The sequence below is a fragment of the Aquirufa sp. genome (assembly GCF_044342065.1).
GTDB lineage: Bacteria > Bacteroidota > Bacteroidia > Cytophagales > Spirosomataceae > Aquirufa.
On record NZ_JBIIQN010000001.1, the window covers coordinates 38,856 to 54,747 of the forward strand.

The 15,892-nt window shown below is 40.8% G+C and carries 10 protein-coding genes; 8 read left to right on the forward strand and 2 right to left on the reverse strand.

The window, feature by feature from the left end; translation table 11 throughout:
- Nucleotides 1-124 precede the first annotated feature (124 nt).
- On the forward strand, nt 125-1,924 hold the full coding sequence (locus tag ACIQZ2_RS00200; RefSeq protein WP_395766810.1) for a DUF1080 domain-containing protein: 1,800 nt from the start codon (nt 125-127) through the stop codon (nt 1,922-1,924).
- A gap of 4 nt (nt 1,925-1,928) precedes the next feature.
- Nucleotides 1,929-3,782: a hypothetical protein gene (locus ACIQZ2_RS00205; protein WP_395766811.1), complete on the forward strand. Its 1,854-nt coding sequence runs from the start codon at nt 1,929-1,931 to the stop codon at nt 3,780-3,782.
- 50 nt (nt 3,783-3,832) lie between these two features.
- Here the strand turns inward: ACIQZ2_RS00205 and ACIQZ2_RS00210 are convergent, their stop codons facing one another.
- A complete protein-coding gene (locus ACIQZ2_RS00210; protein ID WP_395766812.1) occupies nt 3,833-4,210 on the reverse strand; it encodes a DUF1573 domain-containing protein in 378 nt (125 codons plus the stop codon).
- 158 nt (nt 4,211-4,368) lie between these two features.
- Here ACIQZ2_RS00210 and ACIQZ2_RS00215 point away from each other — a divergent pair, with 158 nt between their 5' ends.
- The 4 genes from ACIQZ2_RS00215 to nuoK are packed head-to-tail and all read left to right on the forward strand — an operon-like array spanning nt 4,369 to nt 8,455.
- Nucleotides 4,369-6,789, forward strand: coding sequence for a thiamine pyrophosphate-dependent enzyme (locus ACIQZ2_RS00215; protein ID WP_395766813.1), 2,421 nt, complete (start codon nt 4,369-4,371; stop codon nt 6,787-6,789).
- Between the two features lies 1 nt (nt 6,790).
- Entirely contained in the window at nt 6,791-7,648 is an 858-nt protein-coding gene (locus ACIQZ2_RS00220; RefSeq protein WP_395766814.1) for a 4Fe-4S binding protein, read from the forward strand.
- Entirely contained in the window at nt 7,645-8,157 is a 513-nt protein-coding gene (locus ACIQZ2_RS00225; RefSeq protein ID WP_395766815.1) for an NADH-quinone oxidoreductase subunit J, read from the forward strand. Before ACIQZ2_RS00220 ends, ACIQZ2_RS00225 begins: the two co-directional genes overlap by 4 nt.
- Entirely contained in the window at nt 8,150-8,455 is a 306-nt protein-coding gene (gene nuoK, locus ACIQZ2_RS00230; protein WP_395766816.1) for an NADH-quinone oxidoreductase subunit NuoK, read from the forward strand. Before ACIQZ2_RS00225 ends, nuoK begins: the two co-directional genes overlap by 8 nt.
- Here the strand turns inward: nuoK and uvrC are convergent.
- The gene (gene uvrC / locus ACIQZ2_RS00235) at nt 8,452-10,269 is read right to left on the reverse strand and encodes an excinuclease ABC subunit UvrC (RefSeq protein WP_395766817.1); all 1,818 of its coding nucleotides are present in this window, start codon (nt 10,267-10,269) and stop codon (nt 8,452-8,454) included. The genes nuoK and uvrC overlap by 4 nt on opposite strands.
- A 521-nt stretch (nt 10,270-10,790) precedes the next feature.
- Here uvrC and ACIQZ2_RS00240 point away from each other — a divergent pair.
- Both ACIQZ2_RS00240 and ACIQZ2_RS00245 read left to right on the forward strand, forming a co-directional pair.
- Nucleotides 10,791-14,027 carry a SusC/RagA family TonB-linked outer membrane protein gene (locus tag ACIQZ2_RS00240; protein WP_395766818.1) on the forward strand — a complete coding sequence of 1,079 codons (3,237 nt, stop codon included), beginning with the start codon at nt 10,791-10,793 and terminating at the stop codon, nt 14,025-14,027.
- Between the two features lie 32 nt (nt 14,028-14,059).
- The gene (locus ACIQZ2_RS00245; RefSeq protein WP_395766819.1) at nt 14,060-15,835 is read left to right on the forward strand and encodes a RagB/SusD family nutrient uptake outer membrane protein; all 1,776 of its coding nucleotides are present in this window, start codon (nt 14,060-14,062) and stop codon (nt 15,833-15,835) included.
- Nucleotides 15,836-15,892 lie beyond the last annotated feature (57 nt).

Below are 15,892 nucleotides of genomic sequence, written 5' to 3' on the forward strand. Positions count from 1 at the left end.
AAGATTCGAAGTAAACAATTTGCAAAATAAACTTGGCAAATATGCTACGTGTATCCTGTTTGTGTCGATGAAATAGTTCATATTATTTTATTAGATTTGTTTCAAGAACCTATTTAACCTACACATGCGCAAAATAATATTGCTTTGCCTCTTATCGTGGACTAGCTTCGCCCAGCAACAGCTTACCTTAAATGACCTTAGTGCATTTCAGAAACCCAGTAGTAATTGGACAATTGAAGGAGCTGTTCAGGCAGCTTATGCTGATACATCTTTGCAGGTGGCGACCGGACAGGGGATTCTAGTTAACACTTTACGAAACGGTAAATACAAGCGATCAGATGATTTAATTTTTGGATTTTCTCATGGGGACATTCATTTGATGTTTGATTTTATGTTGCCAAAGAAAGGGAATTCCGGTGTTTATCTTCAAGGGCGTTACGAAGTTCAATTGGCTGATTCTTGGGGAAAAAAGAAATTGAATTTTGGTGATTGTGGGGGTATTTATGAGCGCTGGGATGATGCGAGAGGCAAGAGTAACGAGGGATTTGATGGATACGCGCCTAGGCAGAATGCATCCAAAGCACCAGGACTATGGCAAAGTATGGAAATTGATTTTCAAGCACCTCGATTCGATGCCAGTGGGAAGAAAATTCAAAATGCCATGTTCAAAAAAGTTATTTTAAATGGCATTTTGATTCATGAAAATATCGAAGTTTTGGGGGTAACTCGTGGGGCTGTTTCTCAGCAAGAAGTTGCTTCTGCTCCGATCTTAGTTCAAGGTGATCATACACAAGTTGCCTTTAAAAATTTGCGGTATGAAACCTATGATAAACCATCCGTTCGTATGGGTCCCGTAACGTATGATTATTATACAGGGAAATTTACAGAGCCCGTGATAGGGTCGGCAAAAATAGTGGAGTCTGGGAAACTTGAAAAATTAACTTATAAGGTAATCAAAGCCAAAAATGATTATTTGATACATTATCAGGCAGATTTAGAGGTGCCAGAAGCTGATCGGTATGAATTTCAGTCATATTGGACTGGATCTGGTGTGGTTAAAATTGATGGTATTGCATTGAATCAAGGAGCTCATTGGTACTCGGAAAAGGTTTCAGCAAATGTAAATTTAGCGGCAGGGAAACATCGTTTGGAAGTAATACAAATTAAAGATTTTCCTTGGGGGCCTCAAGCTTTGGGCTTATTTGTAAAACGCCTTGGTTCACATCCAGTCGCTCTTCATGAAAGAACCTCTTTAGTAGATCCAGAAGCCGTGGGGATGATTGAAGTAAAAGCTAATGCTGAACCTGTTTTTCAGCGCTCTTTCGCTTTTCATGAAGGCAAGAAAAAGATGTATGTTATTCAGGTTGGAGATCCATCAGGCATGCATTACTCATATGATATCAAACAGGGAGCTTTGCTGCAAATGTGGCGAGGCCCTTTCTTGAATGCCACGCAAATGTGGGAAAATCGAGGGGAGCCACAAACATCGGAGCCTCTGGGTGTAGCTGTTACTTTAGATGGTCAATTTCCATTGGTTTTGGATCATCAAGCACAAGCGGATTCGACGGAATTGGTCTACAAGGGTTTCCGAGTTTACGATGGTAGGCCCATTTTTATGTACCATTGGCCAGCTGCAAATTTGCATATTGAGGATTACCTGAGGCCTAATGCTGCTGGTACTGGCCTACAGCGAACTTTGACCTACAAATCGACGAGCTCGATGCAGACTGCTACTGAGTTAGTGCTTGGGAATAGTTACCAGGGGATAGCTTCGGTGAGTAATAATATAATTGGCCTACAAGGGCAATCGTATTTTGTTCAGTGGGATGGTAGTAAAGCGGAGGTTTTAAGCCCAAAACAAGGTTTAAAGCAAGCACGCATTCCGGTGCAAGGAAATGAAATTTCGTATCAATTGATCTGGTAAGCTGATGAAAAATATACACTATACTTTCGCAATATTATTTATTTCTTTGGGTGCTTTGGCGCAGAAATTGCCGACGAAAACAGAGCAAGATTTTTATGAAATTAAGACGCTTCCCATTCCCAAGGAAATTTACCTTGAGGCAGGCGGATTAGCCACCATGCCTGATGGTCGACTGGCTGTTAGTACGCGTCGTGGAGAGATTTGGATCGTAGAAAATCCATATCAAATTTCGAATCACCAAGTTCATTACAAGCGTTTCGCTTCTGGGATGCATGAGGTGTTAGGGTTAGCTTATCGTAACGGTGCTTTTTATTGCTCTCAACGAGGGGAGTTGACCAAAGTAACCGATACGGATCGTGATGGAGTAGCTGATTTGTATGAACCAATTTACCAATTCGATATTTCTGGAAACTACCACGAATATACCTATGGCCCTGTTTTTGATAAAAATGGCGATATGTTAGTGACTCTTAACCTAGCTTGGGTTGGATTTGGGGAAGGTAAATTTGCCAAGTGGCGTGGCTGGTTGGTGAAAATACATCCAGACGGAACTTTGGAGCCATTTGCTGCTGGTTTACGTTCACCTGCGGGCTATAGCATAAATCAAGAAGGTGATATTTTTTACGGCGAGAATCAAGGCGACTGGGTTGGCTCTGGCCGTGTAACGCATTTGGCAAAGGGTGATTTTGCAGGAAATCCAGGGGGCTTAAAATGGGCCAAGGAGCCTAATAGTCCATTCCGTTTAACTTTGGAAGAAATTCAGGACAATGGCGCACCCATGTATGAGGCCGCGGCGAAAGTGAAGAATTTGAAATTACCAGCGGTATGGTTTCCGCATGCTATTATGGGTATTTCAACATCCGATATCATTCAAGATACGACACGTGGCAAGTTCAGTCCATTCCCAGGTCAGTATTTTGTGGCTGATCAAGGACAGTCAAAAATCATGCGAATGGGGTTAGAAAAAGTGAATGGAGTGTATCAAGGATTTTGCATCAACTACCGCGAAGGATTTCAATCGGGGATTTTACGTGAGCGATTTGGATTAGATGGGTCTATGTTTGTCGGTATGACTTCACGTGGGTGGGGGTCTACAGGAAAAGATGAATTTGGTCTACAACGATTGATTTGGAACGGTCAAATGCCGTTTGAAATCCAGGATATTCAGGCAAAACCTGATGGTTTTGAGATTAGTTTTACGCAGTCGGTGGATGTTAATTCGGTAAAGAAAGCAGCTTCTTATGCATTGAGATCATATATCTACAAATACCAGCACCAATATGGAAGTCCCATTATTGAGTTGAAGAGCTTGAAGATTTCAGGCATGGAGGTTTCGGCTGATAAACGCAAAGTACGATTGGTGATTGATGGCTTACGTCAGTACTTTATTCATGAGTTTAAATTGGAAGGTATTCGTAACGAATCTGGTGACCCATTGTTGCATGAAACAGCTTACTATACCTTAAATCAAATACCTTCAGGAGGGAAATTACTTATTCAGGCTACTAATCGTTTAGCAGAAACGCAAGAAGTTAAAAAGGTTGTTGAGAAGCCTGTTAAACCTGCTAAATCAACCATAATTTCGGATGCGGAGGCGACAGCATTGCTAAAGAAGCATACTTGTTTGGCTTGCCATGCGAAAGAAGCAAAGGTTGTTGGACCGTCTTATGTCGATATTGCAAAACGGAATTATACCGATAAGCAAATTTTGGATTTGGTTTATAAACCCAATCCCCAGAACTGGCCAGATTATGCAACGGAAATGGCTCCGATGAGCCATGTTCCCAAAGGAGATGTTCTTAAGATCGCTTCTTGGATTAATGGACTTCGAAATAAAGCTTTGTTAAATCATGACTAAACAAAAAAGGGACGTTCACACGAGCGTCCCTTTTTTGTATTTAAATCAACTTATTTTTTCGGTTGAACAGTTCCTTGAATAAACAATTGTATTTGTTGAACCTCACCATTATTAACGACGGTAATCGATTTATTAAAGTTCCCCGGACGCCCACTTGAGTTGTACGAAGCGGTTACTTTCCCCGATTTTCCTGGCATGATTGGCTCACGTGTCCACTCTGGAGTTGTGCAGCCACAAGAAGGCTGAACGTTTGAAATAACTACAGGGGTTTTACCGGTATTCGTAAACTCAAAACTGTAGGTAGCTTGAGTACCTTCTACGATTTTACCAAAATCATGTTTTTCTTTTTTGAATTTGATTGCACCTTGTGCATTTGATTGGAATGCGAATCCAATAATCAACGCGAGTACGCCTAAATATTTTTTCATGGTAATGATTTATTTTATTTTCTAAGGTAGCAAATCTAAAACAATGTGAAGATTCGGCAAAAGAAATGTTCCAGTTTTTCTAAATTAATTGACTTAGGACATATTTGACTGCCGATTATTTTATTGTATTTTTACACGTTAAATTTAACAGGAGACCATTGGCTTCACTGAATCATTATACTTTTTCTGATCCTGCTATTTCATTTAATCCTAATAAGGTATTGGATGATTACCGACTGGCCTCGCTTAGTCGAGCATGTAGTCTACTGGTGCGAAAAGAAGTATTTTCAGGAAGAGCAAAATTTGGTATTTATGGGGATGGAAAGGAGTTGTGCCAACTGGCATTAGCTAATTCCATGCAACCTGGAGATTATGTTTCAGGTTATTACCGTGATCAAACGATTGGTGTAGCGATCGGGGACCTAACTTGGCCACAATATTTTGCGCAGTTATACGGACACCCTGATATTCAATTCGACCCCCATTCGGGAGGTAGACAAATGAATAATCACCATGCAACACGCTGGTTGGATGATGCGGGGGAATGGATTGATCAAACAACCCGCTATAATTCTGTTGCTGGAATTTCGTCGACGGCATCTCAAGCGCCCCGGGCCTTGGGGATAGCCTATGCCTCAAAATTGTACCGCGAACGCGCTGATTTAAAGGAGCACTCCATTTTGTTTTCAAAGGGTGGTCAAGAGGTTTGTTTTACAACCATTGGTGATGCCTCTACCTCGGAGGGGATGTATTTAGAGTGTATCAACGCGGCAGGTGTTTTACAGGTTCCAATTGTTTTTTCGGTATGGGATGATGGATATGGAATTTCAGTCCCCATTGAATTTCAAACCACTAAATCTTCTATTTCAAAAGCTTTGGCGGGGTTTCAGCGGACGCCAACTGAAAAAGGTTTGGAGATAATTCAAGTGAAAGCTTGGGATTATCCTGGCTTAATTGAGGCCTATCAAAAGGCGGCAAAATTAGCGCGTGAAGAAATGGTTCCTTGTCTTGTACATGTCATTGAATGTACGCAACCACAAGGCCACTCAGCATCTGGTTCGCATGAAAGATATAAGTCCTCCGATCGACTTCAATTTGAACATGAGGCTGATTGTAATGTGCATTTTGGCTCGTGGATTGTTGCCCAAGGGATTGCGTCGGATGAAGAATTAAAAGCGATTGACTCCGATTCGACTCTTTTAGCGAGAAAATATCAAAAAGAGGCCTTTTCTGCTTATATGGCAGCGATTGATGTCGATAAAAAAGCTTTTTTACGTATCGCCAAAAACCTGTATGATTCAACCAATGAGCCTGGTTTATTGGAACCTATTTTAGCCGAGTTAAATGAGTTGGCTTATCCGATTTTTAGTGATTTAGTTCGTGCGGGTCGAAAGGCTTTGCGCGAATTTAGGTTCTTTCAGGGGCCGGCTGTTAAATTACTTCGTAAGTGGTTAGCCGAATTGGAGGCGCGCAATCATCGTCGATTTAGTTCACACCAGTTGAGCGAGTCAAAAGACAGTCCTTTGTTAGTTCAAGAGGTGAAAGCGGTATACGATAAGGAGCCTTTGCTAGTGGATGGTCGTGAAATTCTGAATAAGAGTTTCTCCAAATTTTTAGAGGATCCTCGGGTCTTTATTTTAGGGGAAGATGTAGGTCAAATAGGTGATGTCAATCAAACCTTAGCGGGTTTGCAAGAAAAGTTTGGGCCATTAAAAGTGACTGATACTGGAATTCGTGAAATGAGTATTGTAGGCCAGGGCATTGGAGCTTCCATGCGTGGTCTGCGACCTATTGTTGAGATACAATACTTGGATTATATTTTTTATCCTTTTTGTCTGCTATCGGATGATTGGGCATGCTTGCATTATCGTACTGCTGGGGGCCAAAAGGCGCCTATGATTGTTAGAACGCGGGGGCACAGATTAGAGGGAATTTGGCATTCAGGAAGCCCGATGGCAGTTCTTTTAAATGGTTTGCGTGGAGTGCATTTTTGTGTACCACGTAACATGACGCAGGCGGCTGGGATGTATCGAACTTTACTGGCTGGTGATGATCCTGGCTTAGTGGTAGAATGTTTAAATGGATATCGATTAAAGGAACCAATGCCTGCTAATTTGGATGAATTGGTTGTGCCATTGGGGATTCCGGAAATTTTGTGTGAAGGGAATGATTTGACCATTGTTACCTATGGGTCAATGTGTCGTATTGTGATGGAGGCAGCGGGGGCATTGGCTGAGATGGGGATTTCAGTAGAAGTGATTGATGTACAGACTTTGTTGCCTTTTGATCGGCATCATCATATTTTGACGTCCATTCAGAAAACACATCGCGTATTGTTTGCAGATGAGGATATGCCAGGGGGTGCATCAGCCTATATGATGCAAGAGGTCTTAGATAAGCAAGGTGCATTTAGCTGGTTGGATAGTCCAGCCCGTTGTTTGGCTGCTCGTCCGCATCGTCCAGCATATAGTTCAGATGGAGATTATTTTTCTAAACCCAACGTGGAAAATGTTGTGGATACGGTTTATGAAATGATGCGAGAATCAGACCCCTCATCATTCCCAGCAATTTACTTTTAAGATGTCTACGATAAGAACATATTTTCAAGGGATTTTCGAGGTGATTCAAAGTACCCGGAAAGGAATGGCTTTGACGTGGAAGCATGCCTGGAATGCTCGCAAACAGCGAACGGTTCATCAGATTCAAGATACGAATTATTTCAGTCAGCCCGATGGTATTGTCACCTTGGAGTATCCAGCTTTGCAGATTCCCACCCCTGTAAATGGGCGGTACCAGCTGCATAATGAGATGGACGATTGCATTGTTTGTGACAAATGTGTGAAGGTCTGCCCTGTGGATTGCATTGATATTGAGCCAATTAAAGCTACGGGGTTAATTGGGCACGCCTCGGATGGCTCCCCGATTCGTTTATATGCTGCTAAGTTTGACATAGATATGTCAAAATGTTGTTTTTGCGGTTTATGTACTACGGTATGTCCAACGGAATGTTTGACGATGACATCTGAGTATGATTTTTCTGTTTTTGAGGTCAAAGAGCATAATTTTTCATTTGCTAATTTGAGCCCAGTGGAGGCGGAAGAGAAGCGTAGATTGTATGAACAATTTGTGGCTGAGAAAGCGGCGATGAAAGAGCTTGATAGTCAAGCGTCGTCAGGCGCTAGTCCGGATGAAAATAGTCTGAAGTCCGAAGAACCATCGGCTAAACCCAAGCCTGCTTTTAAGCCGAGTTTTAAAAAAGTCGCTAATCCGGATGAAAATAGTCTGAAGTCCGAAGAACCATCGGCTAAACCCAAGCCTGCTTTTAAGCCGAGTTTTAAAAAAGTCGCTAATCCGGAGGAAAATAGTCCGAAGTCTGATGGTCCAGCTTCCGATGTTCAGGATTCATCGTCCACAGACCAACTTCCAACGCCCAAATGATGACCCCAATAATCTGTGCTTTTTTGGTTTTGGTATTGATTACTTGTGGTAGTTCATTGGTCATGCTTTGGACAAAAAATATTTTACACGCAGCTTTAGCGATGTTCATGACGATGCTTGGGTTAGCGGGTTTATATGTACTGGCCTATGCCGATGTTATGGCCGTATCGCATTTGATGATTTATGTTGGTGGTGTGCTAATCCTCATTTTATTTGGCATTATGCTGACAAATCAAAAAAGTCGAGGAGATAAACGTCAAAATGATTTAGTGACAGAAGAATCGTCACGATTTTGGCCCATACTTTTAGGTAGTATACTATTTGCTGGGTTCGTGTATATTTTTTCATTAGGCAACTTTAGTGGCATAGAAATAGCGAATTCTTCCTCGAAATTAAGTTATGTGGGCTTAGCCTTATTAACCGAGTATGCCATGCCCTTTGAGTTGGTAGGAATATACCTTTTAATCGCACTTATTGGTGCGACATACATTGCGAAAAATCATGAATGAAATACCTTTAATTTTTTTCTTGTGGGCTGGGGCTTGTTTATTTGCAACAGGTTTTAGTATGTTGCTACTAAAGCGCAATGCCATTTTTATTTTGATGGGGGTAGAGTTAATGTTGAATGCGGCGAATTTGAATTTGATTGCATTTTCAAGACAAGATGCTTCAAACCAAGGATTAATGTTGGGAATTTTTGTTTTGGCTGTAGGCGTATGCGAAATGGCTGTGGCTTTAGCCTTGGTGATTCAGGTTTACCGCCAACTACAACATATTGACATAGGTCGTTTCAAATCGCGAAACTAGGCTTTTTCATCTAACCATTTTTTAATTTGCTTTCGAAGGTTTGGCGTTTTTGATTTACCTACAACTTTTTCGAGATCTTCGATAGGGGCTTCGTACATGTTTCGAATTGTACCAAAGTGTTTTAACAATTTTTGAGCGGTCAACTTTCCGATTCCTTCCAATTCTTCGAGTTGGCTTACCAAAAAGTTTTTGCTACGTCTATTTCGGTGGGCTGTTATGCCAAATCGATGCGCTTCATCACGTAATTGTTGAATCAATTTCAGCGATTCTGATTTCTTATCTATGTATACAGGTAAACTATCTTCTGGGAAATATATTTCTTCCAAACGTTTGGCAATGCCTATGATGGGGATCTGTCCATATAAGCCGATAGCTTTTAAAGCATCACAGGCGGCGCTCAGTTGGCCTTTACCTCCATCCACAATAATTAAATCGGGCAGTTCTGCCTCTTCTTCTAACAGCCTCGTATAGCGGCGAGTGATGACTTCGTACATGGTTGCAAAATCGTCGGGGCCTTCAACCGTTCTCGGCGTGAAGAGTCGGTATTCTTTTTTAGCAGCTTGCGCTTGGATGAAACAAACCATGGCAGAAACAGGATTGGTTCCTTGAAGGTTAGAATTATCAAAGCATTCGATGCGTTTAGGTAATTGTGTTAGGCGTAGATCATTTTTTAAGGTAAGCATGATTCGCATCTTGCGGTCTCCACCACTTTCTTCTGTGGCTTTTCTGTCGGCCTTTTCTTTCCGAAAGTATAATACATTTTTGAGTGACATGTCCAATAGTTTTTTCTTGTCGCCCATTTGGGGTATTGTATTTTTCGCACCCTTGAATTCGATAGCCATCGGGATATTCGTTAAAATCTCTTTGGCTTCGCTATGAAACTGATCGCGTTTTTCCCAGATAAGCATCGTGAGCAGTTCCGATTCATCTTCATTTAACTTTTTCTTAACTTCCCAAGTTTGAGATTGTAAGATGGTCCCATTGATTACTTTCATGAAGTTAATGTAGGCTAAAGATTCATCGGACACTATGGTAAATACATCTACATCATGGATCGAAGGATTTACCACGGTCGATTTGGCTTGAAAGTTTTCGAGTAACTCCCATTTTTCTTTCCATTCTTGAGCTTCTTCAAAAGCCATACGCGTGGAGGCTTGTTGCATTCGTTCGACAAACATACTTTTAGGTTTTTGGTAGTTCCCTTTTAGGATGTCTGTAATTTGCTCGATATAGGTTAGGTAGTCTGATTCGGTCTGCAGCATTTCACATGGACCTTTGCAGTTTCCAATGTGATATTCAAGGCATACTTTAAATTTCCCTTGCTCAATATTGCTGGGCTTTAGTGCGAGCGTACAGGTTCGTATGGGATATAGTTGATGAATCATTTCCAAAAGCCCATTCATTGCTTTAGGATTAGCAAATGGCCCAAAGAAGGTTCCGATTGAATGATCAATACGCCGCAAGGTAATCAAGCGCGGGAATGGCTCATGAGTCAGGCAAATAAAAGGATAGGTTTTATCATCACGTAGCAGAATGTTGTATTTGGGTTGGAATTGCTTAATGAGTGTATTCTCCAAAAGTAGCGCATCGAACTCTGAATGCACAATCGTGAATTCTATTTTACAAATTTGCTGTACGAGCCTTTTTGTTTTGGTATTGTGGTTTTGAATACTTGTAAAGTAACTACTGACCCGATTCTTTAGGTTTTTCGCTTTACCTATATAGATAATAACCCCATGTTCGTCAAAATAGCGATAAACACCCGGCTGGCTGGGAAGGGAAGCTAAAATGCTTTTAGGTTCGAATTGAGACATGGGTCAAAATTAGGGAATATTCTGGAATCCGCTTTTGGATTTTTTGGACAATTGTAAATTTTAGACAAAGTGCAATTTTATAACCTTTAGTAGGATTATTAATCTATTTCTTTAATGCATTTGTAATCGTTTACATGACACATTGGGCAGTTTTTGAATTTTCTATTGTATTAATATGATTAAATAAGGGCGCAAAAATGAGCTTTTGCGGGATAAATGACATTTTTGCTAAAAAAAGTTAAAAAATATCTTAAAAATATTTGCAAGAGTAATGGGCTTTATACATATTTGAAGGATTGGAACAGCATAGAACAGTTGTCAATTTGTATGATTCCAATAAAGTGAACGATTAGCCTTTAAACCTATTTATTGTATTATTTAAAGATGAACTTTTAAACCTATTTAAATGTATAAAAATGAAATCGATTATTAAACCAAAAAAGAAAGGAGACCCATTATTGTAAAAAAAAACCGCGTATCTTTTATTAAATCTAATTTAGAAAAACTAATTAAAACGTATTATGAAAAACAATTTTTACCAAAGTCTTCGAAGCTTCTTATTGCTCGCGATTGTGATGCTAGGGAGTTTTTCGTCATTTGCACAGGATCGTAAGGTAACAGGAAAGGTTACTGATGCGAACGCTGAAGGAATCCCAGGAGTAAGTGTTGCTGTTAAAGGAACAACTACTGGTGCTACTACGGATGCTAATGGTGCATTCTCAGTTACCGTAAAATCGGGTAACGCTGTTTTGACAATTTCAGCAGTAGGTTACAAAACAAAAACGGTTTCAGTTGGATCTCAATCTTCTATCGCTGTTTCTTTAGATGAAGATGTATCTCAATTGAGCGAAGTAATCGTTACTGGTTACTCAGTTACAAATAAAAAGGAGTCTACGGCGGCAGCTTCGATCGTAAAAGCGGCAGATTTGCAAATCGCACCAACGGGTAACGTTGAGCAGATGTTGCAAGGTCGTGTAGCAGGGGTTACCTTGATTACAAACGGTCAGCCGGGAACTAACTCAATCATTCGTGTTCGTGGTTTTGGTGCCTTTGGTGGTAACGAGCCATTATACGTAGTGGATGGGGTTCCAGTAGGTTCAACTGATTTCTTATCTCCAGATGATATTGAGTCAACAACGGTCTTGAAAGATGCTGCTGCTGCTTCTATCTATGGTGCGCGTGCTGCTAACGGTGTAATCGTTTACACAACTAAGCAAGGTTCACGTGGCAAGAAGGGTTTGAGCATCACATACAATGGTATGTATGGTGGTACAGATCCTAACGTAGCAGGTGCTCCTCAAATGTTGACTCCACAAGAGCAAGCAGATTGGACACACGTAGCATACCGTAACAATGCGGCAGCAAATGGTACAGCAGTTGCTTACACGCACCCACAATATGGTACTTCTGCACAAGCTACGATTCCTACTTATTTGCATGCAAATGGTGCTAACGCGGTTAACAATGTTGACTTAGCTGCAATTACTGCTGCGCGTGCTGCGAATCCAGAGAACGTTTTCTTAATCAAAGCTAACAAGGCTGGAACTAACTGGTACGATGAAATTACTCGTCTAGGTGCTACGCAACGTCATTCATTAGGATTTTCTGGTGGAACTGAGGCTGGTCGTTTTTACTTAGGTTTATCAGGTCAGCAACAAGATGGTATCTTGATTCAAAATGATTTCAAGCGTTATTCTGTTCGTTTCAACTCTGAGTTTAACTTAGGTAAGAAAGTGAAAATAGGTGAAAACTTACAGTTCACTTACCGTTCAGTACGTGGTCAAGCAGGTGGTAACAACGGTTTAGGTGTTGCTGGTGATGAGTCAGTAATCTTATCCGCTTATCGTATGCCTACGGTTATTCCGGTATTTGATGAGTTTGGTTCATATGCATCTACGAAGGCAGCAGGTTTTAATAACCCACGTAACCCAGTTCGTCAAATTGTATTGAACAACTCAAATGATGATAACTTCAACGCAAATGCAGTTGGAAATATTTATCTTGATTATGAGCCAATCAAAGATTTGACAATCCGTACAAGCTTAGGTGGTCAATACAACAACTCAGCATTTAAAAACTACAACTACCGTTACTTAGGTGATTCAGAGCCAGAGGCTTCGAATTCATTCTCTGAGGGTTCTTCTTATGTTTTTTCATGGGTATTGACTAATACAGTTAATTACAAATACCAGTGGAGAAAGCACGGTGTTAAGGTATTAGCTGGTTTAGAGGCTTTGAATACAGGAGCTGGTCGTTCAATTAGTGGTTCAGGTATCAACCCATTCTCAATGGACTTGGATTTCGTAACATTGAACTCTGTACAATCTCCAGTAGTTAACTCGAACTTGTTCTCAGGTGTTAATTTCTACTCATTATTCTCTAAGGTAGATTACAACTTTAATGAGAAGTACTACTTCACAGGGGTTGTTCGTCGTGACGGATCTTCTCGTTTCGGTTCATTGAATCGTTACGGTATCTTCCCTGCATTCTCTGCAGCATGGCGTGTTACTTCAGAAGAATTCATGAAGGATCTTCCTGCTATCACCGATTTGAAAATCCGTGGTGGTTGGGGTACAATGGGTAACTCAAATAACGTGAACCCAGCTAACCAGTTCTCTTTATATGCGGCTGATCGTGGTAATTCTTTTTACCCAATCGATGGTCAATCTTCAGGAGCTAACGAAGGTTATTTCCGTTCACGTATCGGTAATCCGGCTGCGAAGTGGGAGACTGCTATAACATCTAATATTGGTGTTGATGCAACCTTGTTAAACGGTAAGTGGGAGGTAGTGTTTGATATTTGGAGAAAAGATACAGAGGATTTGTTATTTAACGTTCCACTTCCAGCGGTTGTTGGACCATCTGCTTCTGCTCCATCTGTTAACGTTGCAAAAATGCGTAACCAAGGTATTGATATGCAAATTATTAACCGTGGTAACATAACTTCTGACCTTAAGTATGAAGTAACATTGAATAACTCATTCTTGAAAAACGAAATTGTAGCATTTGCTCCAGGTATCACCAACTTACTTGGTGGTTCATTCCGTGGAATTAATCCAATTCGTATGGAAGTAGGTCGTTCATTGTCTTCATTCTACGGATACCAAGTAATCGGTTATTTTGCGTCTAAGGAAGAAGTTAATGCTGCACCAGAGCAATCAGGTAAAGGTGTAGGTCGTTTCCGTTATGCAGATATTAACGGAGATGGTAAGATTACTCCTGCTGACCGTACTTACTTAGGATCACCAGTACCTACTTATACAGGTGGTGTGAACTTAGGTTTAACATACAAGGCGTTTGATTTGAATATGTACCTATATGCTTCAGCTGGTAACAAAATTTGGAACCAATCGAAGTGGTTTACTGATTTCTACGGAACTTTCGAAGGATCGGGTAAAGGTGTACGTGCAAAACAATCTTGGACTCCAGCATTGGGTAACGCTGCTGAAGCACCAATTTGGGAATCAGCATCAAACATCTCTACTTCAGCTGCTGAGAACTCTTGGTACGTAGAAGATGGTGATTATATCCGTTTACAAAATATCTCTTTGGGATATCAAATTCCAAAGAATGTTATTTCAAAAATCGGAGTTAAGAATGCGAAGTTGACACTATCGGCTAACAACTTGTTGACTTTCACTAAGTACAAGGGATTAGATCCAGGTGTTGGTGGAGCTGCAGATACAAGCTTTGGTATTGACGTAGGTAACTACCCAGTTACTCGCTCATTCGTAGCTTCGATCAACTTGAATTTCTAATTTAGCGAAAGCCAATTTTAAAAATTAAGAACATGAAAAAATATCAGATTTTAAAGCGATTAAGTTTAGTTAGTGCGTCGGCATTCATGTTGACATTCGCTTGTAAGGATCAGTTTTTAGAGGTAGCGCCAACGGCTTCATTAGCTCAAGCGCAGTTATCTTCTAGAGCTGGTGTAGAGGGTGCCTTGATTGGTACTTACGCACAGTTAGCAGGTAAAGGATTTTCTCGTTTAGCTGCACCAAATAACTGGGTATGGGGATCTATCCGTGGTGGTGAGAGTAACAAGGGTACTGACCCGGGTGACTACTCGAACATTAACGTTATGCAACGTTATGAAGTACCAGCGGTTGATGGTGATTTGAACTCAACATGGCAAGCAAAATTCGAAGGTATTGCGCGTGCAAATGCGACAATCAATTTAGCAAATGGTTCGAAAGAATTATCTGCTTCGGATAAAACGCGTGTTGTTGCTGAGGCTCGTTTCTTACGTGGTCACTTTTATTTTGAGTTGAAAAAATTATTTGGTTCTGCACCATATGTTGATGAAACTCAAGATTACGGTAAGGGTATTGAGAAAGTTGTAGCTACAGCTGATTTGTATCCAAAGATTGAAGCTGATTTTAAATTTGCTTATGACAATTTGCCTGAGACATCGTCTTCAGCTGGTCGTGCAAATAAATGGGCAGCTGGTTCTTACTTAGGTAAGGCTTACTTATTCCAAGGCAAATTTGCTGATGCAAGAGCAATTTTTACAACAGTTATTGCTAATGGTAAGACTACGAATGGTAAGAAGTATGGTTTAGTACCTAGATTTGCTGAAATCTTCAACGCGGAGAATGACAACAATGAAGAGGCTATCTTTGCGGTGCAATCTGCAATGAATACGGGTAACGTGAATAATGCGAACGGTTTTGATGACTTGAACTACCCATACAACACGGGTTCTGACGGTCCAGGTAACTGCTGCGGATTCTTCCAACCATCTTTCTCGATGGCAAATGCTTACCGTGTAGATGCATCAGGTCTTCCATTGTTGGGAGAGCAAGCTGATGGTACTCCTGATTATAACTTAGCTTCAAATGCAGTTAAGCATGATTATGGTGTATCTTCTTCTTCACCATTTACTGAAGATGCTGATCCATTAGATCCTCGTATTGACCACACTATTGGTCGTCGTGGAGTTCAGTACTTAGACTGGATCGAGCATCCAGGAGCTAACTGGATTCGTGCTCAGCCTTATGCTGGTCCTTATTCACCTAAGAAACACATCTATTACAAGCGTCAAGAAAATACCTTGACTGATGGATCTTCTTGGACTCGTGGATATGCGACAATGAACTTCAACATCATCCGTTTTGCGGACGTATTGTTGATGGCAGCTGAAGCTGAAATCGAAGGAGGAAGTTTAGCAACAGCTTTAGGTTACATCAACCAAGTTCGTGCTCGTGCTGCAAATCCAGCTGGATTTGTTAAGAATGCGAAAACAGGTGCTAACGAAGCTAACTACGTAATTTCTACCTATACTACATTAGGTGATCAAGCAAATGCACGTAGAATCGTTCGTATGGAGCGTTTATTGGAGTTAGCAACTGAAGGTCACCGTTTCTTCGATTTAGTTCGTTGGAATGGCACGACGCCAGGTATTGCAAGCAAAACATTGAACGCATACTTGAAGCACGAAGCTCGGTTGTTAGTAACTAAGTTTGGTGGCGCTTCATACACAGATACGGATGCATTGTTACCAATACCTCAAGCGCAAATTGATATTCAAGGTACTGCTGTATTAAAGCAAAACCCTGGTTATTAATCGATTGATTTTATTTATAGAAAAGGTGGGGAGAAGTCCCCACCTTTTTTTATTTTA